The following is a 23051-nucleotide window of genomic DNA, read 5'->3' as shown; positions in this document are numbered from 1 at the left end:
CAACACAAATCAAAATGTGGGAGCGGGCTTGCTCGCGAAGGCGGCGTGTCAGTCGACAAAAAATGTTGTATGTCAGTCCGCTTTCGCGAGCAAGCCCGCTCCCACATTGGTTCTTCAGCGCACAAAAAAGGGCCTGCAAATGCAGGCCCTTTTTTTATTTTCCGAATCGTCCTACGGCTTATGCGCCCGGGACAGGAATTCGTGTGACTGCATTTCCAGCAAACGGCTGAGGGTGCGCTGGAACTCGAAGTTCAGGCGACCGCCGGTGTAGAGGTCTTTGAGTTCGACTTCAGCGGAAATGATCAGCTTGACGTTACGGTCGTAGAACTCGTCGACCATGTTGATAAAGCGTCGGGCGATGTCGTCAGTGGTGACGCTCATCTGCTCGACACCGCTGAGCAGCACGGCGTGGAAGATCTTGCCCAGTTCGATGTAATCGTTCTGGCTGCGTGGGCCGTCGCAGAGTTCGCGGAAGTCGAACCAGGCCACGTCATCGCAGGTGCGCAACGCACGGATTTCGCGGTTCTCGATCATCAGCACATCGTTTTCGATGGCCGCCGTGCATTCCGGCGTCAGGGCGCGGAAGCTCTTGCGCAAGCTTTCGTGGGACGCTTCGTCGAGCGGGAAGTGGAACAGTTCCGCTTGCTCGAGGTGACGCAGACGGTAATCGACGCCACTGTCGACGTTGACGATCTCGGTGCTCTGCTTGATCAGCGCGATGGCCGGCAGGAAGCGTGCGCGTTGCAGGCCGTCCTTGTACAGGCCGTCCGGCACGATGTTCGAGGTGGCGACCAGGGTCACGCCGTTTTTGAACAGCTCTTCCATCAACGTACCGAGGATCATCGCGTCGGTGATGTCGGAGACGAAGAATTCATCGAAACAGATCACTCGCGACTCGTCGGAAAACCGCTTGGCGATGATGGTCAGCGGGTTTTTCTCACCGCCGAGCGTCTTCATCTCTTCGTGCACGCGCTTCATGAAGCGGTGGAAGTGAGTGCGGGTCTTTTCCTTGAACGGCAGCGCTTCGAAGAAGGTATCGACCAGGTAGGTCTTGCCGCGGCCTACGCCACCCCAGAAATACAGGCCCTTGACCGGCGCCTGTTCTTTCTTGCCAAACAGCTTGCCGAGCAGGCCCGGTTTGTTCTGCGAGGCTGCGACCAGATCGTCGTACAGGCGCTGCAAATGGCGCACGGCTGTTTCCTGCGCGGCGTCATGGAAGAATTCCGGGCGTTTCAGATCAGCTTGATATCGTTCTAGGGGCGTCATAATTCGTTAGCAAGGCAACAAAAACGGGCCGTCACTGTAGCGACGGCCCGTGGGAATGGCAATCGGCCCTTGGTCGGACCGAGCCGTTGATTATTCCTGAACCGGCGTCAGCGCAATCCGCAGGGCGTCGATGGCGACATCGCGAGCAGCACTGTCGGCGAAGGCCGGGCTATCGGCAACGCACTCGCCTTCCAGCCAGACACTGAAGCTCAAGTCTTCGCTGCGCACGTCCAATGGCTGGCCCACTTGCAGTTGCTTGCTCACCTGACCGGCGGTTTTACCGTCGGCGAAGTTGCGCGAAAGCAACAATTGCTCGCCATCGGCCGCCAGCAGACGGAAACGGAAGCTGCCGTCGTCTTCACGGAAGCTGACGAAGCGTGCGGCTTTCGCGGCTTTCTTCTTCGTGGTCGCCGCGACCTGGGTCTGAGCAACAAAAGAACGCAGGCCCACCGCTTCACGCAGTTCGTTGAGGAACGGCGTCGCCACGGCACGGGCCTTTTTGGCACCGATTTGCAGGATGTCTTCCAGGTCCGCCGGACGTTCGATCAGTTGGTGATAACGCTCGCGGGACTCGCCCAACTCGCTGTCGAGCAGCTGGAACAGGCGATTCTTCGCCTCGCCCCAACCCAGGCCCTGCAACAGTTCGCTGCGGAATTCGTCGGACTGCGCCGGGGTGGCGAAGGCCTGGAACAGGGTGAACAGGTGTGAGTTGTCCGGATCTTTCGCTTCGCCCGGTGCACGGGAGTCGGTGACGATCCGCGAGATGGCGTCTTTCATTTCTTTGGCGCTGCTGAACAACGGGATGGTGTTGTCGTAGCTCTTCGACATCTTGCGACCGTCGAGGCCTGGCAGCGTGGCGACGCTTTCTTCGATCAGCGCCTCGGGCATGGTGAAGAATTCTTTGCCCTGTCCAAACAGATGGTTGAAACGCTGACCGATGTCGCGGGCCATTTCCACGTGCTGGATCTGGTCCCGACCGACCGGCACCTTGTGCGCGTTGAACATCAGAATGTCCGCGGCCATCAGCACCGGGTAGCTGTAGAGGCCCATGGTGATGCCGGCATCCGGGTCTTCGCCGGCTTCGACGTTCTTGTCCACCGAGGCCTTGTAGGCGTGGGCGCGGTTGAGCAAGCCCTTGGCGGCAACGCAGGTCAGCAGCCAGGTCAGCTCGGGGATTTCCGGGATGTCGGACTGGCGATAGAACGTCACGCGGTCCACATCCAGGCCACCGGCCAGCCAGGTCGCGGCGATTTCCAGACGCGAGCGCTGGATGCGCAGCGGGTCATCGCATTTGATCAGGGCGTGGTAGTCGGCCAGGAAGTAGAACGAATCGGCATTGCTGTCGCGACTGGCAAGGATCGCCGGGCGGATGGCGCCGGCGTAGTTGCCCAGGTGCGGCGTGCCGGTGGTGGTGATGCCGGTGAGGATACGGGTACGAGTCGTCATGGGTAATCGCTTGTCAGACTGCAATCAATTCGAAAGACGCGGCAGGATCAGATCCTTGAGATCAGTCAGCTTGCCATGAAAAAAGTGTCCGCATTCTGCCACTTTCAGCAGCTCATGGGGACGCTCGAGTTTCGAGGACCAGTCGTAGACGGCTTGCGGGTCGATGACTTCGTCGGTTTCCGGTTGGATCAGGGTCAGCTCGCCTTGCTGCGGCAGGGGGTCTTGATCGCCGAGGCGCATCACCGCTGGCGCGACCATGAACAAATGCTTGAGCCGTTCGCCCTTCGCTTCCAGGCGCCCGCCGAGACTGGCTGCAACAAAACCGCCGAAGGAAAAACCGAACAGCGTCAGCGGCAAGTCCGGATGCTTCGACCGCAGCCATGCGGCCGCCGCCTGAGCATCGTCGACTTCGCCGGTGCCCATGTCGTGCGAGCCTTCGCTGGCACCGACGCCACGGTAATTGAAACGCAAGGTAACCAAACCGGCATCGCGCGCGGTGCGCTGCAGGGTCGAGACCACTTTGTTGAGCATGGTGCCGCCCTGCACCGGGTTCGGGTGGCAGATCAGCGCGATGCCGCGAGGCGCTTCATTGTTCAGGTAAAGAGCTTCCAGTTGACCGACCGGGCCGTCAATCACTACAGGGGTTTCGCGCATAAGCAAGGAAGGAACTCCGTGACCTCGAATCGGGTCGACTCGTCTAGCAAATTGTCTGTGCCGATGTATTGCGAGTGAATCGCGGTATACAGCGCAGGTTCGAGCCGTTAACGTAAAGCAAAGCCGTTTATAGAGGAAGGACTCGTGGAACACTCGCTCTTAGTTTGGTTGTTGCCGACTCTTGCCCTGGTTGTGGGTGTCGCCATTGGTTTCCTGATCGCTCGCCTGGTGCCGAACGCCGCGCCGAGCAGCACACAACGTCAGCTGGATGACATTCAGGAACGTTTCGACAGTTATCAGAACGAGGTGGTCACCCACTTCAACAGCACTGCAAACCTGGTCAAGAAACTGACTCAGAGCTATCAGGAAGTGCAGGATCATCTCGCCGAGGGTGCCAACCGTCTGGCCCTGGACGAGCAGACCCGCCAACGCCTGCTGGCCTCGCTGCACGCCGACGCAGCCGCCGCCCCACGGGAGCGCCTGACGCCACCGCGCAATCAGGAACCGCCTCGCGACTACGCTCCAAAAGCCCCGAACGCGCCGGGCATGCTCGATGAGCATTACGGCCTGAAGAAGTAATCAGGTTTCGCGCGACATGAAAAAGCCCCCGGATGAGTGATTGTCCGGGGGCTTTTTTATTACTGATCCAATATCTCTGGTGCTGATTCGGGCCTCTTCGCGAGCAAGCCCGCTCCCACAGGGTTCTGCTCATACACAAATCCCTGTGGGAGCGGGCTTGCTCGCGAAGAGGCCCGAATGGGCGAAACAAAAAAACCGCCCGATCTGTTGAGAATCGGGCGGTTTTTTTTACGCCTGGGGTTCAGTCAGACGATTATGGATACTGCTGAACAGTGCCCTGCTGCTGCCCACCATACTGCTGACCCGGAATCGCTTTCAGGTTGACCTCAACCCGACGGTTCTGCGCCCGGCCATTGACATCAGCGTTGCTGGCAACCGGGTTATCCGGCCCCGCACCGCGCGCCGACAGGTTGGCACCACTAACACCTTGGGAAGTCAGGTAAGTCGCCACGCTCTGGGCGCGACGCTGGGACAGGTCCATGTTGTGCTGACGGCTGCCCGTGCTGTCGGTGTAGCCGACGATCTCGATCTGGTTCTGGTTGAACTCCTTGAGCGAGCCTGCCAGGTTGTTCAGCGGCTGATAGAAGCTTGGAGCGATGTTCGCCGAATCGGTGGCGAACGTGATGTTGCCCGGCATGATCAGTTTGATCTGATCGCCCTGGCGCTGCACTTCTACGCCGGTATTGGCCATGCTGGCACGCAGCTTTTTCTCTTGCTGGTCGGCGTAGTAACCGTAACCGGCAGCGGAAGCACCCACCACGGCAGCACCGATCAGCGCCCCCTTGCCACGGTTGTTGTGATCAATCGCGGCACCGGCGAGTGCGCCGGCCAAAGCACCGAGGCCACCGTATTTCGCGGTTTTGCTCATGCCCGTGGAACCACCATCGGCCTGGCCCTGGTTGTCGTAAGGATTAGGCGAGGCGCAGCCAGACAGCAAGGCGACAGCCGTAGCGACAATAATCAAACGCTGCTTGGTGAACATGAAGAGCTCCTACTTTCTGCATTCTATGGTGCAACGGAACAAGGCATCGGCCTTTGCGGGCGTTGGATCATTTCGGGAGGCGAAAATTCCATCGGTAACCGTCAAGCCCGAACAAAAGGGTTGTCACGCATTTCATCGCCCAGGCGCGTATCCGGCCCGTGCCCGGTCACCACTGTCGCCTCCTCATCAAGGGTATACAGCCGTTGCTTGATCGAACGCACGATGGTCGCCTGATCGCCACCCCACAAATCCGTGCGCCCCACTCCGCGACGAAACAGCGTGTCACCGGCAATCAGCAGCTTAGCCTCTGAAAACCAGAAGCTCATGGAACCTGGCGTATGACCGGGCGTGTGCAATGCCACGCCGCAGCCGCAGGCCAGTTCTTCATCATCGGCCAACCAGCGATCGGGGGATGGAACCGGGGTATAAGGCACACCGAACATCTGGCATTGCATCTCCAGATTGTCCCAGAGGAACTGATCTTCCTTGTGCAGATGCAAAGTCGCGCCGGTTTTTTCCTTCAACTGACCGGAGGCCAGGAAATGATCCAGGTGCGCGTGGGTATGAATGATGCTGACCACCTTCAGGCCCAAGGCGTCGAGCCGAGCCAGGATCAGCTCGTGATTGCCGCCCGGATCGACCACGATGGCCTTTTTCGTGACCGGATCGCCGATGATCGTGCAGTTGCACTGCAAAGGGCCTACAGGGAAGGTTTCGCGTATAAGCTTATATTTTGCGGCTTCCATAGGTGTTCCTATATAATTATTGGCACAATTTTGTCACACCGAGAATAAAAATGGCGACACTTCGAAAGCGTGGCCCGGCTCAGTGGCAGGTTCAGGTCAGACGAAAAGGATGGCCCCTGCAAACCAAGACATTCAATACCCAGGCCGAAGCAAAGACATGGGCGACCATGATCGAGCGCGAGATGGACGCGGGCGCGTTCGTCAGCCGAAATGAGGCCGAATCCACCTCATTCTCTACGGCTCTGGAGACGTATGCTAGCGAAGTGACTAGCAAGAAGAGGAGCAGTGCCTCGGAACTCTCTCGGATTCAGGCCATGCAGCGACATCCGCTAGCCCTGAGATCGCTGGCCAGCATTCGTGGTGCCGATCTGGCCAGCTACCGTGATAGTCGGCTCATCGCGGCGACTTCGCGGGCGTCTGATGCTTTGTCGTATTTCATCGAGCGTGCTAAAGCAGTACCAGGAACCTGCCGTCGCACTCGACCAAGAGGCTGTCGATCAGCGAGTGTGTTATCGGGCAATACACCCTCACGTCCCCTTCCGGGACCTGCTGCCAGATCGCATGTGGACAACGTACGCAGACAGTCTGAGGGAGCTCGCCCTGCAGGGCGTTTAATGTTGCCGAGCGGGCGGGAGAAGGCTTCTTCGTTTGCTGCGTCACCGGCGCCGGCGGCGCGGTCAAATTGGCCGAGGCTGCCGGCGACTCGATGGCCTGCGGCGCCGGCTCGGGATTCGGGTCGGGAAACTCCATCGGCGGCGGCGACAGGTCGTCCATCAACGCGGGGGTATCGGCCGAGGCCGGCAAGGGTGGCAGGTCGGACAGGATCAATTCGGACATAGCGGGCCTCCTGAGGCTCAGGCTTGATCAGTTTCAGCTTCGTGGTGAATAAGGCGGTCTTCATTTCCTGGAGTGTTTCGCAAAGGTCGCGGCGCTGCTCTGTGGGAATGGATGAGCCGGGGTTTGTCCATCGCGCAACTTCTGCACCTGGAGCGGGGTTTTCTGCAGCTACAACGGCAACGCGGCGGGCATCAGCCGGCCAGGTATGTTCGTCGATGCGAAGGTCGACGATTTCAGCGCCGAAGGCCTTGGCGTGCTCGATCTCAACCTCTAGGCGACATACCAAGCCTGCAGAGAAGCGTAGGATGACGGCAGGTAGTAAGACTGCATAACAGTCATGCCCTGCGCTTTGTGGCCGGTCATCGCATAGCCGTGCTGCAGCGACTCGTATTCACTGGCATTGATCTTGACCGTCCTCCCATCGTCCCGGGTGATCGTGAACAGAATGTCCTTGATCCGCTCACCGTCGACTTCGCGGGCGACTCGCTCGATACCCAGCACGGAGCCAAGGTCCCCGTTGTAGATCGGTTCGTTCTGAGAGTCCTTGGCCGTTTTGCGCAAAAGCAGGCGGTCACCAATCGCAACCTGGATCGTGAATCGCTCGCCGGGCAGCACCTCGGTTTCGATGCTTACGCTGCCTACAGCACTCAATTCACCACGAGCGAATCGGGCATCACGAATTTTGTCGTTGAGCGCCCGTACCTGTTCGTTCGTATCAGCGAGGACAAGAATCTGGGACCAGTCCAACTCACGGACAACGCTATCCTTCCCTGGCAGGCCAGCTTTCATGTCGGCGAAAACATCGCCAACCAACTCGTCAGCTTCGTTCACGCCGTCAGCGAAAACCTTGAGCTGCTCATCGCGCTGCATGTGGCGGATCGCATCGCTCACCTTGCCTTCATAAAGGGCCTGAGCAGTAGGCCTGAACTGGTCGACTTGACGGGCGATCGTTTCGATCTTGGCGCAGCGATCCCCAACAGCGTCGTGCAGAAGGCCGAACAATGCGGCGGTCTCCACTGCGTCATGCTGGTTTCTATCACCAACGCAGATCAGGCGGGCGCCTGCCTGGTGACAAGCCACCACCAGATTATGCATCTGGTAGGTGTCCAGCATGCCGGCTTCGTCGCACACGACGATATCGCCGTGTCCGATGAGATCCTGCTGTTTGAAATGCTGCCCAGCCTGCTGCGCGGCAAGCGCGTTCTGGTGCTTGATCAGTAGTGAATGGACAGTCTGGGCCTGAATACCGGTCGACTTAGCCAGCTCCGTTGCCTGCTTGTTTGCAGGCGCAACGCCAATTACACGGCGCCCCGGCGCCTTGAAAACTTCGGCGTATACGCGGAAGGTCGGCGCCAGAGTGGAAGACTTACCAACGCCAGCGGCCCCCTTAAAGAATGTGTACTGACCTGGCCCAGTCAGATCGTAGGCAGCTTGGCGCTGCTCCTGAGTGAGCCGAAAAGGCTTTTCGCCTGGCTTCTGGGTCGCCTGTTTTTCCTTCTCATAGTCGTCAATCACCTGGTCAACAAAGGCACGGTCAACATTCCAACTCGGATCATCGAGACCAGCATGCACCGCCTTTACGCAGTCGGCTTCAAGGGTGAAGAGCTCCTTCGTCGTGTAACGCTTTGGCGGCATGCGGCCGTTTTCGTCCGGCTGCTGGGGAATTTCGATGAGGCCGAGTTGTTTGTAAATCTCCGACTTAGTTGCTTCGATTTCTTCAAGGCCAGTCACCTCAATGTTGTTTTCTCCGTACTGCTTGAAGGAACCAGACAGCTTGTCCAGGTTAAATTGGGCAGCAGGAGACAGTTCGGTCGAGCCATTAGCGAACGTGATCGCACCAGGCATCACCAGCTTGATGTCATCGCCGTGACGCTGTACGTCGATGCCAGTACCAGCAGTGGCTTTACGCAGTTCCGCCTCTTGGCGGTCGGCATAGACGCCGTAACCAGCGCCGGCCAGGCCACCGACACCGGCGCCGATGAGTGCGCCCTTGCCGCGGTTGTCTTTATTGATCAGCGCACCTGCGGCGGCTCCTGCGATAGTGCCGATGGAGCCCCAGGTCAGGGTCTGGTTGCGGGATCCATCCTGATCCTGCAACCCAGTACCAGCGCAGCCAGTGAGAGAGAGGAGAATGCTGTTAAACAGCACGGAGGTAATTACTTTTTGCATGTCGAGGCCTCTAATTGTTAGTCGTAGAATGGAGAAAGTGCGTCCGAGCCAGTTGATAGAGTCAACCGGATATATACGAATAACAGCGAGCACCCGACCGGGCTATTTTAGTTTTTGCCTCCCTACCCCTATCGCTGCTCGGGGGTAGTTCGGTACACAACCATTAACTGCTACTTACTTCCTAGGCATAATTATCTACCAGCACTACCGCACATACAAGCAGCAAGCTAACAGCATCCTCATAATAAATATATATCACAAAACTAAAAGCCATATATAATTAACAACAATAAATAGCCGCTGCAGACCAACGATGAAAACTTTCGAAAGAGACAGCTCGCTCGATCTAATTAAGTGGATTGCACTATTTACAATGATCATTGATCACACCTGGTTTGTGCTACCAAATGAAATCCAAGAAAATCTGTCCTGGATGCGGGTTATCGGTCGACTTGCATACCCTTTATTCTGCCTCGCGATTGCGGCAAATGTTGTCCGGCAGCCAATCAGCTATCCAGTCGGATTGAAATATCTGAGTGGGATATTACTATTCGCCATCCTGAGCCAATGGCCGTATTCGAGATATTTCGATAATGGGCATTTAAACATTCTGTTCGTCATAGCACTTGGGCTAGTTATCGCTCAGGCGATGCATCATCGAACTCCCGGACTGATCTTATGCGGGATCCTCTCCCTGTTGATCACAATCACGCTCCGTCCGGTACTGAGCTATGGCGTAGCTGGAGTGTTGTTACCTACTGCACTGGTAATCGCGCTTCAGGCACGGAAGCTAGAGATTAAAATCGTAAGTTGGTCCCTATCCGCTCTCCTCGCCGCTATCGCAAATGTCGGCAGCTCGATTTTGCTGTTGCCTGATCGGCCCACGATGGATCATGCGGTAATCATCGCAGCCGCATTGGCACCAGTGCTCGGACTGACTCTGCTGCAGGTCCAGGTGCCACCGTTACGCTCCGTCAAAGGATGGCTCTACCCAGTTTATCCGATCCACTTACTACTTCTCAGCTCCCTATCAATATCGTTCTGATGCCACCTAGCAAGCGCTTGGACCTTGAGGCTTCACTAAATCGCGCGGTATCTCTTCGCCCTTCGCCTGCCACTCCACAGCCTCCAGGATGCGTGTCGATGCTTGAACTCACTTCCTTCCCTTCCGGGGCCTCTCAAGCGCCTCAGGCGCTTGATCAAAGATTTGGCATGCCGTCTCGCTGGCGCGCAGATACCCCGACGATAAGCACTCCTATCGGTCGAGGGTGAAGGCCTCACCAGGAATGCCAATCAAAAAGAAGGGGTCAGCATTTCAAGGTCGCGGTCGATTCCCAGAAAAAGCCGAAGGGCAGTGTCCGAAAGAAGTCCGGAACCGGCCCAAAACGTGATGAGAGGAAAGTCGGGGGCCAGAAACGGCGAATCCCTCTCTAGGAGGGATTCTCAGCCGTCGATTGCATGCGTTCGACGGGACAGGTCGTTCTTGCGTCGCGCTGGGCGAACTGCTTTCGCAGTAACGGGGTGCGATCCTTTCGGATCCCTGTAACCACCCAGGGGTACACGACTAAGTCGCAAGCTAATTATGCAAGGATCTACAAGCGCCCAAAAGGCCCATTGATCATTTTTGTTCATCCTGCTTCACGCTGAATATTGGCCCTTGCCTTGCTCAAAGCTCGCAGCCACGGACTTCAACTCATTGGCCAGGGTCGCTGGCCTAGTCGGCTCACACAGCGCCTCAACCTGACAGGCCGCACGCTTAGCGTACGATTTTATCCAAATTCTGTTGGCTCCTCCTATCGCGAGCTTCGCTACGGCAAGACTGCCCATGGGGCATCACGACGAACATTTCCCCTGTCGAATTCCTCTACCTGAGTCGTAATGCATCCAAGGCTAGATGTTAGAATCATGTTAAAAGCATGTTAGGCAGCTCGAACGCTTCTAGAGCCCCCGTTCTGCGGGCCTTCCAGATATCGCCCCGCGCAGATACCCCGATGATGAGCGCAGATACCCCGAAGGAGCGCGCAGATACCCCGAAGCACTCTGCGCAGATACCCCGATGCCTGTGGATAAATCTCAGGATCGCCGTTTACTTCTCGCGTGGGCGATTCTTGTCCAACTTACGACTTCGTCCTTGATACCCCAGCGCTCGATAATTCCAACACCTTCCAACTCGTTTAGAGCTGGCGGCAAAGCCCTGGTCTTGAAGTCTCGGGCACGCCCACGGGAACCACTCCACCTACGAAGCGACTCCCAAGCGACCCTGTGTACCCCGATAGAATGCCCTGAAATATAGTTTTGCAGATATTTGGCAAGTGGACTCTTAAGACGCAACCGGATCTCCATATCAATAAATGCAAGGTAACTATTTGCAAAGAGTGAAACAATCATAGGATCAATCATTATCCAATAATTATTTTCCTGCCCCCATTTTAACTTATCAATCAATCGAAATGTCTCTCCGCTACTATTAGCATCAACAAAAATAGTGGCGCTCGCCAATCGCTCAATTGACTCATGCAGGCGACAATAACTCTCTGCAGATAGATCACTGCCTCTGCCTATAGCCCGCAAAAAAGCAGCTCGCTCAAAATACACCGGCTCACCTATTGACAGTCCTTGAGCCAATTGAACCGCATGAAGAAAAACATCATTATCATACATGTCGAGTTCTTCTCCTGACATTCGCACTCGATAATCTGATCGACCTTCAAGCACCTCGCTTCTTAATATTCGGCGCTCTCCTTTCTTTATATTGGAAAACAATCCGGTCCTAGTCCATTGCGTCGGCATTGCGGATGCTAGCGAAGGAAATAAAGGAAACTGCTCTTGAATGCATACTTCCTCAACACATGCCCTCGTAAGCTCGCCCTGCAACTGTGATTTAAAGCTGTCACGCTCGCTTGCCTCACGAAGACGCCGTTCCAGAATTACTTGGATCTTTGAAATGTTATTTTGAGTTACCTTTTCCTGCGATTGGGACTCATGCATATCGAGCCCCTACAACAGAACTTCGAACAAATTGTTCTGATTTGCGAGGACGCCCAGGTTTTCGTTTAACCATAGGGTCTACGAGCTCAATCGTATCGAGTTGAACAACATGCCGTTGCAGCCAGCATTCAACATCCTCTTGTCGCCAGAGAAGTCGCTTTGCACCGGGAATTCGGCAAACAGGCGGTAATCGAGAAGGATTTTTCGAGTGCTGGTTTTTGATAGTGCCGGCGGTGCGGCCTAAGATTTGAGCCAAGTCATCAACGGTAAGAAGCTTTGCGAGAGACACAATGACATCCTCCCCCAATCCGGTTACGCCGGATCGGGATTGGATGGGTTCGCGGCAGCGCTGATAATTGACCGCTTGGGGCTGCTGGCTCAGCACATCAAGCGGGATCTATTCATACGCAGGGTTGTGCCCTCAGCTTCTTCTCGCTCTCCTCCGCACCTCACCGTTTGAAATCCGACCCCATCGTAGTCGGCGGCTGGTGACATCAGGCGATTGCCCTCAGGCATCCTTTCTTCCACGCCGGCTACTTCCGCTTTTCGCCTGCGTGGCACTGGACCAAGGCACCTTGCGACTCATCATCAATGCATCACAGCGCCAACTGCTATGCATCTAGAGACCAAGGCCATTTTCGGACCTTGCCAGTACGATTGCCCTCAGCTTAATCATCATCAGTAATCAACTCAACCACCCTGGCACACTTTTGTCACACTCAGGTTGTGACTAAGGATGATTACGGATGATCGCCGATGATCACGAAAGCGCTTACCACCCTTGTATCAATGGGGCTATAGCCGTGAAAGCCCGGAGGGAGAGGTCCGCAGTAAAGCTATATTTTGCAGTTGCACTGCAACGGGCCGACGGGGAAGGTTTCGCGGATGAGGGTCGGTTGTTGGGACATCGGGGCATGCTCGATAAACAGGGACGGGGGATTTTCGCACACATTGGCATCCCGCCCTCCACCACCATGTGTGTCGACAAACGACGTCAGCCCAAAACACCCAACGCCTTCGCCCGAGCCACCGCCTGCGTGCGCCGCTCAACCCCGAGCTTGCTGTTGATGTGGCTGGCATGGGTTTTAACGGTGTGCAGGGAAATGAACAGCTGATCGCTGATTTCCTGATTGGAGCAGCCTTGGGCAATGAGTTTCAGAACCGACAGTTCGCGGGAGCTGAGCTGTTCGCAGGCTTGTGAGGGCTCCGGGGCAATGCGCGCGGCGGCAAGGGGGAGCCGTTCTGAAAGGCTCTGCGAAACCACGGCTTTCGCGCAGTTCTGCAACTGCTCGCGAAGCCAGTCGGGGTGTTTGCTCAGCAAGCCATCAAAAGGCTGCAGCGCGCCGCCGCTGGCCGCTTCCAGGGACTGAGCGAAGGCCTGCCGGGCTTCAGGCTCACGGTTATGCGCAAGCAGCAGTTCGGTTTTCTGTGTCAGGGCCATCACACTGAGTAATTGCCGACCGGTTTGCTGACCATGCTCGAGCAACGCATTCAATCGTCCCTCGGCCAGCATCGGCTGCGCCTGAATGACCTCCAGCAAGGCCTGTTGCAATTCGATATGCAGCGGCAGTTGCGGATGGAACTCCGGTGGGGCGGCCGGCTGTTCGCCGTTGTAGGTCTGGCCCAGCCGCGCCAGCCAGGCTTCCGCCAGATCGGTACGCCCCTGAGCCAGCCAGAGCTCGCATTTGACCAGGGTGATCATCGCCAGATAGTAGATCGGCGGTACGTCCCAGATGTGCATCAGCCGTTCGGCTTCGGCGAGTTCGGCAAACGCCTTGGCATATTCGCCGCTGCTGCCTTCGAGCCTGGCGATCACGCAATGGCCGATCAGAACGCTGATATCGCGACAGGCGCGGGCTTCAGTCAACCCCGCCTGCAAGCGCAGCCGCGCCGTCTGCGGTTGCAGACGCAGGGCCAGCAGGAACCCCTCGTACAAGGTCAGCCGGGCGCGTACGGCATAGAGCCGTTGCGACGACAATCCTTGCAGGCGTTGCAGCCCCTGGTGGACTTCATCCAGCGAACGCAGGATCTCCCCTCGCGCCTGCAATACCCGGGCTCGATCGTAATGGGCCAACGCTTCGAACAATGGATTGCCCACCCGTTGCGCCAGCTCCAGAGAATCACGGTTCAGACCGCGGGCCCGCCATAAGTCGCCGTCGGCAATGGCCAGGTTGGACAGGGTTGAAAGGCACATCAGGCGCTGGCCGTAACGCTTGGACGGAAGACTCTCCAGCGCTTCGGTGCAATACAGCAGCGTCAACTCGCGATTGCCGCGACCTCGGGCGATGATGCCGCTCAAGGCCAGCCATTGCGCCAGCATGGACTTCTGCGCGGTGGCCGATGGCGCCGGCAGGAAGCGGCTCAGGTGACTGGCCAGCTCCTCGGCGGCATCCAGTTGACAGGCCAGCCCCAGCGCCCAGCTGTAGAGCACGATCAAACGGGGCGTGCTGATCAACAGGCTGTCGGGCAAATCCATTTTCCAGCGCAGCAACATGCCGACATTCTGTTCTGCCAGCAGTTGTTCTTCGGAAAGGTTCTGTACCAGATTGGCCGCCACGTCCAGATGCCCGGCGCGCAACGCCTGCTCTACCGCTTCATCGAGCAGGCCCTGGGCATTGAACCAGCGACAGGCGCGCAGGTGCAGGCTGGCCGCCGGCACCATTGCCTGACGGGTAGGCCGGGTGCGCAGCAGGTCGGAAAACAGATGGTGATAACGATACCAGTGACCGTGTTCGTCCAGCGGCACCAGGAACACTTGATGCGCGAGCAGAAAACCCAGGATCTCGGCACTGTCATGCGCCTCGCGGACAGCGTCGCACAGCTCGCTGCAAAAACGCTCCTGAGGCGCTGTGTCATACAGAAATGACTGCACCTCGGCGGGCAGACAATCGATGACCTCTTCGAGCAGGTAATCGCGAATCAGCCCTTCCCCGCCATGCAAGGACTGGGGCAATGCGCCTTCGGAGCCGGCTTCGGAAGCCGCCAGTAACCAGAAACGCAAGCCAGCGACCCAGCCCTCGCTGCGCTGGATCAGGCTCTCCAGCGCTTCGCCGCGCAAGGACGTGCTGTGTCGGTCGAGCAGGGTCAAGGCTTCGTCGTGGGTCAGACGCAGATCCTGCTCATGCAACTCGAGCAATTGCCGTGACAGGCGCAGGCGTGCCAGATGCCAGTCCGGACGCTGGCGACTGGTGACCATCACCAGCAAGCCGTCAGGAAGATGATTGAGGAAAAATTGCAGGCAACGATCGAGCACCGGGCCCTGGGCCAGATGGTAGTCATCGAGTACCAGCAGCAGTGGCGCCGTCGGCAACAAATGCACGGCCAACTCGTCGAGCAAACCGTCCAGCCATTCTTCGAAGGCAAACGGCTGATGCCGCTGACGCATTTTCAACAGGCCCAGGGACTGCCTGCCCAACTGCGGAAAAAAGTCCTGGAGGCCTTCGAGCAACCGTTCTAGAAAACGCCCGGGATCGTTATCTCGCGGACTCAACCCCAGCCACAGGCTTTGCCAGTGAGCTGGCAGCCCCTGGCAGAACTCGACTGCCAGCGAACTCTTGCCGAACCCCGCCGGTGCGCTGACCAGCAACAGCCTGCCACCGAGGCCGGCACTCAGGCGTTCGCACAAACGAGGTCGCAGCACGTGCCCGTCAGGCAGCGGTGGCCGAAAGAAACGACCGTCCAGTGTCGCGACGGCAGCGCTTGCAGGGCCCGGGAGTGGGGACAAATCAGTCATGGCCGGCTCTTGTTTGAAATGCTGTTGGCGGCGTTGCAGATGTCCGCAGCCTAGCGGTAAACGAAGAGGTATTGAAGGTTATTGCTACAAATGGCTACAAAAAGTCTACGTGCAAAAAAAAGCCCCGAACCAGTCGGGGCTTTTTTCGAGGATGCGGCCTCTGTTCAGTTCAGGTTAACGAACCCCGGCCTGACGCAATGCCGCCGGAGTGAAGTCGCTGGTGGTGGCAGTGAAACCGAAGTTATATGCCGACTTCTCTTCGTTCTTCATACCCAGTGCCAGGTAACGGCCAGACTGCAGGTCGTACAGGGTTTCCAGGGTGTACCACGGCACTTGAACGTTGTAGTAGTTCTGGGCGTGAGCTTCGGCTACACGCCAGAGTTGATTGCGACCGTCGTAGTGATCGATCACCGCCGCTTGCCAGGTGTCTTCGTCGATGTAGAAGTCACGCTTGGCGTAGATGTGACGCTGACCTTCCTTCAGGGTTGCGACCACGTGCCAGACCCGACGCAGCTCGTAACGAGCCAGGTCCTGGTTGATGTGACCGGCCTTGATAATGTCGGCGTACTTCAGCTTCGGATCGTCGAGCTTGTAGCTGTCGGAGGCGATGTACATCTCTTTCTTGCCTTCGAGTTTCCAGTCGTAGCGATCCGGCGCACCGTTGTACATGTCCAGGTTATCGGAGGTACGCAGGCCGTCCGCTGCGGTACCCGGCCCGTCATAGGACACTTGCGGCGCACGACGCACACGACGCTGACCGGCGTTGTAGACCCACGCCGAACGTGGTTCCGCCACCTGGTCGAGGGTTTCGTGCACCAGCAGCACACCACCGGCCAGACGTGCCGGCGCGGTCACTTCCTGCTTGAAGTAGAACAGGATGTTGCCCGGGTTTGCCGGATCGAAATCTTTCATCTTGTCGCGGAATACGAACTGGTCCTGGAAGTACACCAGGCTGAACGAGCCGTTCGGTTGCGGGGTGGCCTGGGTCACCAGACGGGTCACGCTGCCACCGCGATAGCGAGTGATGTGGTTCCAGATCACCTCGACACCGCTCTTTGGAATCGGGAACGGTACGGCTGTCTCGAAGTTTTTCAGCCCGTTGCCGCCGGATACCAGCTCCGTGGCAGTGGCGTTTTTCTTGATGGCAGCGAACACGTCATCCGGCACGGTCGCGCCGCGATGGGACGGGTAGACCGGCATCTTGAAGGTTTCCGGGTAGCGCTTGAACATCGCGTACTGGCCCGGAGCAAGCTTGTCCTTGTACTGGTCGACGTTCTGCGCCGTGATGGTGAACAGCGGCTTTTCACTGGCGTACGGGTCGGACAGGAAACCCTTGCTGTCGACAGCGCCAGCGTTTTTCGGCAACGGCTTCCAGGCCGGAATCGAACCGTCGGCATTGCCGGCCATCTCGGCGCCCATCGGCGTCAGGCTCTTGCCCAGCTTGTCCGCTTCGGCCGCAGGGACCGCTGCCATGACGCTGGTCGCCAGCAGCGTTAGCCCCAGAAATCCAGCGTGGAACAGACTCTTTGTTGTTTTCATAGGTGTGTTCGTCCTGAAAATGCAGTGCTTAGAAGTTCACGCCGAAGCTGAGCGCAACGAAGTCGCGGTCATCCACGGTGGTGTACTTGCCGTCAAAGAAGTTGGTGTAGGCCAGGGACGCGGTGTAGGTGTTCTGGTACTCGGCATCGAGACCCAGGCTGACCGCTTTGCGACCTTCCTCGAAGTTGCCGCCAGGGCCTGGCGAGTAACCGCTCACGTCATGGGACCAGGCAATGTTCGGCTTGAGGTTCACACCGGCGAATACGCTGTTGTAGTCCCAGATGGCACGAGCGCGATAACCCCAGGAGTCTGTCGTGGTGAAGCCATCGTTTTCACAGTAGCGATTGACGTTGTTTTGCGGTCCGGCTGCTCCCAGGGTGCTGGCGTTCAATGCCTGGCACTGACCGCCCGGCAATGGGCCCGGGCCGTAGCTGGGGTCACGACCGTAACGCGCTTTCGACGTGCTTTCCAGGCCACCGACGTGAGTCCAGCCCACCTCGCCTACTACCGTCAGGCGCTCGGCACCCATCACTTGGTCGAAGAAGTGCGTGAAGGTTGTCTGCAGCTGGCTCACTTCCTTGCGGCGGTAGCCATGCTGATCTTCTCCTGGACGACCTTGCAGCACGGAAACGTTAGGGTTCAGTGGCGTCAGGCCGGAAAAGAGGATGTCGGTGGTGTTGAGCTGTACCGGTGCGTTCGGACGGTAGCTGAATTCACCACTCCACGCAGTACCGGTAGGCAATGTGGTGGAGAAGCTCAGGCCATAAAGACGAATATCTTCCGGGTACTCGACGAAGTAGCTGGAGTTGGCCGCTACCACCAATGGCAGGGTCTGCGCCGCCAGCCCGTTCGGGCCACCCACGATGCCACCCACAGCGCCCGGCGGAATGCCCGCGCCAATCAGTGCGCCGCCCAGTGCACCACCCAGTGCCTGAGCGTTATAAGCGCTCGCAGGAGCACCCTTGCCACTGAAAATCGGCGCACGGCTGTGGTAGTTCATGAAATAGGCACCGAATTCGGTGTCCAGCGGCTCGAACATGTACTTGAAGGACACGCCGAACTGGCCGCTGTCACGCGCATCGCGGTCCGGACCACGCTTGACAATGGCGCCTTCGTCCGGGTTACCCCAGCTCACGCCCCTGGCAGCCAGCGTATTGATGACAGCGTTACGCGCCCCGGGCGGCAATGCCCCCAGTGAGCTGTTGATCCCGTTACGGGTCCGCAGCACGGCCAGGTTATTGTCGCAGCCATCCGAAATCACGTCCGGTTGCGAGAAGAACGTGCCGCAGTTGTCGGTAACGGTCTGGTCCCATTCCAGTTGATAGAACGCTTCGGTCGAGAGGTTCTCGGTCAGGCTCTGGGACACGTAGAACATGTTGACCGGGATCAGGCCTTCCTTGATCTCGGCACCTGGACGGCGAAACGCGGACACGTCGATCGGGTTGATCGAGTTGATGCCGCCGCCGATGAAGGTACTTTCACCCCAGCTCACTACCTGCTTGCCCAGACGCACGGAACCCGGCTGATCGGCAATCGAGTAGTTGTGGTAGACGAAGGCGTCGAGGATCTGCGCGCCGGAGGACTTGGCGCCTTCCTTGCGGTTGCTGTCGCTGATGTCCTTGAACGGACGGTCTTCATCCTTGAGTTCGAAGTCATACCAGTATTTGCCCCGGACGAAAACGCCGGTGTCGCCATATTTCAATTCAAGATCATGGATGCCTTTGAAGATCTTCGAGAAGGTTTCCCCGCTCTTGAAGTTCAAGTGACCGTCATCAGAGGTCTGGGACAGGCCGCGACCGCCGTTGTTGACGCCGATGAGATTCTTGTTGGCGCTCTCGGTAGACCAACTGGCACCAATCGACAGGGATGAGTCGAACTGACCTTCGATTTCACCAACGTTGAAACTGACGCCGAATGCGGGCCCGGCGAGCGAAGAGGCAAGACTGACTGCCAGGGGCAGTTTAGCCCGGCGCCAGAACTGGTTTACTGATGTCATCGACGCTACTCCATGTGCATTATTGTTATGGCAGTGAGTACTTTTAAAAACGCTGTGGTTGACCGGGAGCCAAAGCTTCCCGAAGTCACTCCAAAGTTGCATCGCCCCGTTTTGTGCGTGTGCCCCGTTCTTAAAAATCCTTGAGCGGACTATAGCCAGCAGGTAGTACTGCTTGATCCCTCTAAAGTGTGATTTGCAGCTGCCAGCCACTCTGGAACAGTCCTTTCGCCAGACCGACACCTGTCGGCACGGGAAGGATGGCTGAAAATTCGGATTTGACAAGCCAAGCGCTTGCTTGGTGGGGCTGGCGTGCCTTTTCGGGCACGCCGGAAGACGCTTAAAGCGTCGAGAGGAAGGTGCTGTTGTTGGCTTGCCACTCGGTGATGTCGACGCGAATGCGCTTCTTGTCGAGCTTGCCGACGCTGGTCTTGGGAATTTCAGTAACAAGGGCGATCTGGCTCGGGATGGCCCACTTGCTCAGGTGCCCCAACTCCACAAACGGCTTGAGGTGTTCCTTGAGTTCTTTCGCCCCGATTGCATGGCCTTCGCGGATCACCAGCAAGGCAAACGGGCGCTCGCCCCACTGCGGATCGGCAATGCCCACCACTGCTACTTCGCGTACCGCTGCGTGGCGACTGATCAAATCTTCGAGGTCCAGGGAGGAAATCCATTCGCCGCCGGTCTTGATCACGTCCTTGATCCGGTCGCGAATATCGATCACGCCCATGCTGTCCAGCGTTGCCACGTCTCCGGTGTGCAGCCAGCCGCCGGCCCAGAGCTCGGCGCCCTTCTGCGGCTCATTGAAATAACCTTCGGTGAGCCACGGCGCGCGCAGCACCAGCTCGCCCTGGGTCTCGCCATCGGCGGGCAGGAAGTTGCCGTCGGTGTCGACGATCGCCGCCTCCACCAAGGGCCCCGGTACACCGGCCTTGATTCGATACGTGGTGCGTTCGTCTTCGGTACCGGCCATCAACTCATCGTTGAGGTGCGCACACGAGACCAGCGGCCCGGTTTCCGACATGCCGTAAGCGGCGGTCAGCTGAATGCCCTTGGCCTTGGCGGCGTCGTACAACGCACGATTCAACGCACTGCCGCCGATCACGATTTTCCAGCCAGCGAAATCCGTGCCTTGCGCAGCCTTGGCGTTGAGGACCATTTGCAGGATGGTCGGAACGCAGTGCGAAAAGGTGACCTTTTCCTTGCGCCACAGCTCCACCAGGTATTCCGGATCGTAGCGCCCCGGATAAACCTGCTTGAGCCCGAGCATCGTCGCCACATACGGCAACCCCCAGGCATGCACATGGAACATCGGGGTGATCGGCATGTACACGTCGTTGGTGCCCAGCAGCCGCACGCTGTCGATAGCGCCCATGATGGTCGACACGCCCATGGTGTGCAGCACCAGTTGCCGGTGGGTGAAATACACACCCTTGGGATTGCCGGTGGTGCCGGTGGTGTAGAACGTGGTGGCGACCGAATTCTCGTCGAAGTCCTGGAAGTCGTACTGCGTGCTCGCGGCCGCCAGCAATTGCTCGTACTCGCCGACGAGGTTCGGCAAGTCGGCGGTTTTTTCCGGGAGATCGGTCAGCAGCAGGGTTCTCTCGACGGTGGTCAGGTGCCCGGCAATCGCGTTGTACAACCCCACGAACTCACTGTTGACCAGCACGAAGCGGTCCTCGGCGTGGTTCATGGTGTAGAGGATCTGTTCCGGCGACAGGCGCACGTTGATGGTGTGGATCACCGCGCCGATCATCGGGATGGCAAACATGCATTCCAGATAACGATGGCTGTCCCAGTCCATCACCGCCACGGTATCGCCGGCCTTGACGCCGGCTGCCGTCAGTACGTTGGCCAGGCGTGCGACCCGTTCGATCAGGGTCGGATAGGTGTAGCGCAACTGATCGCGGTAGATGATCTCGCGGGTTTTCTCATAGCGCGCGCCAGACATCAGCAGCCGTTTGATCAGCAATGGATACTGGTAAGCGCCTTCGGCTGGGGGGATAACGCGAGTCTGCAACATAAGAATCCCTTTTCTGACTGCACGGTCGTGACTGAAAGTAAGCACTCTAGTGCCCTTCCATGACAACCAAATCAGCCGAAGGAATGATTTGCAACATTCAGCAAATGCTAGCGTTGCGCCAGCATCGAACCGCAATCCAGACCTGTAGGAGCCGGCTTGCTGGCGATAGAAACGCCAAGGTCTATCTGACAGACCGCGGCGATGTCATCGCCAGCAAACCGGCTCCTACAAAGATCAATGCATTTCTGTGAACGCGAGCTTCACGCCGATGGCGATCAGCACCGCGCCCATGGTCCGGTCGAACCAGTGGCCCATGCGGGCGAAACCGGCGCGCACGCGTTGCTGACTGAACAGCATCGCCACCAGGCAGAACCAGACGGCGGTTGCCACGGCGAGGTAAATCCCGTAACCCGCCTGCACGGCCAGCGGTGTGTGCGGATTGATCACCACGGTGAACAACGACAGGAAGAACAGTGTGGCTTTGGGGTTCAGACCGTTGGTCACGAAACCCGAGGTGAAGGCGCCGCGAGCCGTGCGCTCGCCGGCTTCCTTGTGCAGGTCATCAGCCACCGGTTTGGCCGGTTGTGCACGCAGGGCCTTGAAGCCGATGTACAACAGGTAAGCGGCGGCCGCCCATTTCAAGGCGTTGAACAGCATGATCGACTGGGACACGATCAGGCCGATGCCGAGCAGCGAATAACCGACATGCAGGAAAATCGCCGTGCCGACGCCCAGCGCGGTCCACGTGCCGGCGCGACGACCGTGGGTCACACTCTCACGCACCACCACGGCAAAGTCCGGGCCGGGGCTGGCCACGGCCAGCAAATGGATGAGGGCAACGGTCAAGAACTCTGTCCAGTACATGAAGGCTCCTTTGGGGCTGAACGGTCGAATTGAAACTTACAGGCTGACATCCCCCCTGTGGGAGCGGGCTTGCTCGCGAAAGCGGTGTGTCAGTTAACAATGATGCTGGCTGACGCATCGCTTTCGCGAGCAAGCCCGCTCCCACAGGTTCGGCGCCTGGCCTGGCTATGAGTAACCATTTGTTTCTATCTGGTAGGCTCGGCAGATTACGCCTTCAATTCAATGCACAAAAGGTACAGTTGATGACGAACCCTCGCCGCGCCGTTTTCCTCGACCATCCCTCGCTGGACCTCGGCGATCTGGACCTCAGTCCATTGCGTGATTGCTTCGACGATTTGCAGCTGTTCGCGCAGACCATGCCCGAACAGGTCATCGACCGTCTCAAAGGCGCGACCGTCGCCATCAGTAACAAAATCCTGATCGACGCCGCAGCCATTGCCGCCAGCCCCGAGCTGAAGCTGATCCTGATCACCGCCACCGGCACCAACAACGTCGATCTCGCTGCCGCCCGCGCCCACGGCGTTACCGTCTGCAACTGCCAGGGTTACGGCACGCCGTCGGTGGCGCAGCACACGATCATGTTGCTGCTCAACCTGGCGACGCGCCTAGCCGATTATCAGAAAGCGGTCGGCGAAGGTCGCTGGCAGCAAGCGAAACAGTTCTGCCTGCTGGACTACCCGATCGTCGAACTGGAAGGCAAAACCCTCGGCTTGCTCGGTCACGGCGAGCTGGGTGGCGCGGTCGCACGGCTGGCCGAAGCCTTCGGCATGCGCGTGTTGCTCGGGCAGATTCCGGGGCGCCCTGCCCGGCCGGATCGTTTGCCGCTAAATGAATTGCTGCCGCAGATTGATGCACTGACCCTGCACTGCCCGTTAAACGAACACACTCGTCACTTCATCGGCGCCCGGGAACTGGCGTCGATGAAACCGGGTGCTTTCGTGGTCAACACCGCCCGTGGTGGCTTGATCGACGAACAGGCGCTGGCCGATGCCTTGCGCAACGGCCACCTGGGCGGGGCCGCCACCGACGTGCTGAGCGTCGAACCGCCAACCGCCGGCAACCCGCTACTCGCCGCCGACATTCCACGTTTGATCGTCACACCGCACAACGCCTGGGGCAGTCGCGAGGCGCGGCAGCGGATCGTTGGCCAATTGACCGAAAACGCTCAGGGATACTTCAGCGGTAAGGCACTGCGGGTCGTCAGTTGATAAACTGCGGCACTTTTTCTCACA

Annotated in this window: 16 protein-coding genes and 1 pseudogene; 3 read left to right on the top strand and 14 right to left on the bottom strand. The window is 58.2% G+C overall.

Going from position 1 to position 23051, the window contains the following annotated elements; all coding sequences use genetic code 11:
- Positions 1 to 171: 171 nt before the first annotated feature.
- The 3 genes from zapE to FBY04_RS20365 form a co-directional block, all read right to left on the bottom strand.
- Positions 172 to 1266, bottom strand: a complete 1095-nt coding sequence (gene zapE, locus FBY04_RS20375) for a cell division protein ZapE (protein WP_145316561.1) — start codon at positions 1264 to 1266, stop codon at positions 172 to 174.
- A 90-nt stretch (positions 1267 to 1356) separates the two neighbouring features.
- Entirely contained in the window at positions 1357 to 2712 is a 1356-nt protein-coding gene (locus FBY04_RS20370) for a tryptophan--tRNA ligase (protein ID WP_145316559.1), read from the bottom strand.
- A 24-nt stretch (positions 2713 to 2736) separates the two neighbouring features.
- Positions 2737 to 3366: an alpha/beta hydrolase gene (locus tag FBY04_RS20365; RefSeq protein ID WP_084320458.1), complete on the bottom strand. Its 630-nt coding sequence runs from the start codon at positions 3364 to 3366 to the stop codon at positions 2737 to 2739.
- A 144-nt stretch (positions 3367 to 3510) separates the two neighbouring features.
- Here FBY04_RS20365 and FBY04_RS20360 point away from each other — a divergent pair, with 144 nt between their 5' ends.
- Positions 3511 to 3945: a YhcB family protein gene (locus FBY04_RS20360; protein ID WP_008025941.1), complete on the top strand. Its 435-nt coding sequence runs from the start codon at positions 3511 to 3513 to the stop codon at positions 3943 to 3945.
- 253 nt (positions 3946 to 4198) lie between these two features.
- Here FBY04_RS20360 and FBY04_RS20355 read toward each other — a convergent pair whose 3' ends face one another.
- From FBY04_RS20355 to FBY04_RS20340, 4 genes are all read right to left on the bottom strand, one after another.
- A complete protein-coding gene (locus tag FBY04_RS20355) occupies positions 4199 to 4927 on the bottom strand; it encodes an OmpA family protein (RefSeq protein ID WP_145316557.1) in 729 nt (242 codons plus the stop codon).
- A gap of 101 nt (positions 4928 to 5028) precedes the next feature.
- Positions 5029 to 5673, bottom strand: a complete 645-nt coding sequence (locus FBY04_RS20350; RefSeq protein ID WP_145316555.1) for an MBL fold metallo-hydrolase — start codon at positions 5671 to 5673, stop codon at positions 5029 to 5031.
- 447 nt (positions 5674 to 6120) lie between these two features.
- Complete coding sequence (locus FBY04_RS32400) at positions 6121 to 6510, bottom strand: hypothetical protein (RefSeq protein ID WP_178118301.1); 390 nt, start codon at positions 6508 to 6510, stop codon at positions 6121 to 6123.
- 270 nt (positions 6511 to 6780) lie between these two features.
- Positions 6781 to 8679, bottom strand: coding sequence for an AAA family ATPase (locus tag FBY04_RS20340; RefSeq protein ID WP_145316553.1), 1899 nt, complete (start codon positions 8677 to 8679; stop codon positions 6781 to 6783).
- A gap of 313 nt (positions 8680 to 8992) precedes the next feature.
- On the opposite strand from FBY04_RS20340, the gene FBY04_RS20335 reads away from it, so the two are divergent.
- Positions 8993 to 9724 (top strand): TraX family protein, encoded by a 732-nt coding sequence (locus FBY04_RS20335; protein WP_145316551.1) that lies wholly within the window; start codon positions 8993 to 8995, stop codon positions 9722 to 9724.
- A 1028-nt stretch (positions 9725 to 10752) separates the two neighbouring features.
- Here FBY04_RS20335 and trfA read toward each other — a convergent pair.
- From trfA to FBY04_RS20300, 7 genes and pseudogenes are all read right to left on the bottom strand, one after another.
- A complete protein-coding gene (trfA, locus tag FBY04_RS20330; RefSeq protein ID WP_145316549.1) occupies positions 10753 to 11667 on the bottom strand; it encodes a plasmid replication initiator TrfA in 915 nt (304 codons plus the stop codon).
- Positions 11668 to 12506: 839 nt separating this feature from the next.
- Positions 12507 to 12575, bottom strand: a pseudogene (locus FBY04_RS20325) (MBL fold metallo-hydrolase); the annotation flags it as partial.
- Positions 12576 to 12661: 86 nt separating this feature from the next.
- The gene (locus FBY04_RS20320) at positions 12662 to 15400 is read right to left on the bottom strand and encodes a LuxR C-terminal-related transcriptional regulator (RefSeq protein ID WP_084320455.1); all 2739 of its coding nucleotides are present in this window, start codon (positions 15398 to 15400) and stop codon (positions 12662 to 12664) included.
- Between the two features lie 174 nt (positions 15401 to 15574).
- Entirely contained in the window at positions 15575 to 16939 is a 1365-nt protein-coding gene (locus tag FBY04_RS20315; protein WP_084320454.1) for a DUF1329 domain-containing protein, read from the bottom strand.
- A gap of 28 nt (positions 16940 to 16967) precedes the next feature.
- A complete protein-coding gene (locus FBY04_RS20310; protein WP_145316546.1) occupies positions 16968 to 18935 on the bottom strand; it encodes a DUF1302 domain-containing protein in 1968 nt (655 codons plus the stop codon).
- 337 nt (positions 18936 to 19272) lie between these two features.
- The gene (locus FBY04_RS20305) at positions 19273 to 20955 is read right to left on the bottom strand and encodes a fatty acid--CoA ligase (protein WP_145316544.1); all 1683 of its coding nucleotides are present in this window, start codon (positions 20953 to 20955) and stop codon (positions 19273 to 19275) included.
- Between the two features lie 234 nt (positions 20956 to 21189).
- Entirely contained in the window at positions 21190 to 21819 is a 630-nt protein-coding gene (locus FBY04_RS20300; RefSeq protein ID WP_084320451.1) for a LysE family translocator, read from the bottom strand.
- A 242-nt stretch (positions 21820 to 22061) separates the two neighbouring features.
- Here FBY04_RS20300 and FBY04_RS20295 point away from each other — a divergent pair, with 242 nt between their 5' ends.
- Positions 22062 to 23027, top strand: coding sequence for a 2-hydroxyacid dehydrogenase (locus FBY04_RS20295; protein WP_084320450.1), 966 nt, complete (start codon positions 22062 to 22064; stop codon positions 23025 to 23027).
- Positions 23028 to 23051 lie beyond the last annotated feature (24 nt).

It is taken from the genome of Pseudomonas sp. SJZ080, assembly GCF_007828295.1.
GTDB classification, from domain to species: domain Bacteria; phylum Pseudomonadota; class Gammaproteobacteria; order Pseudomonadales; family Pseudomonadaceae; genus Aquipseudomonas; species Aquipseudomonas migulae_A.
The sequence above is the reverse complement of the archived record's forward strand: the minus strand, read 5'-3'. Positions and strand labels throughout refer to the sequence as shown.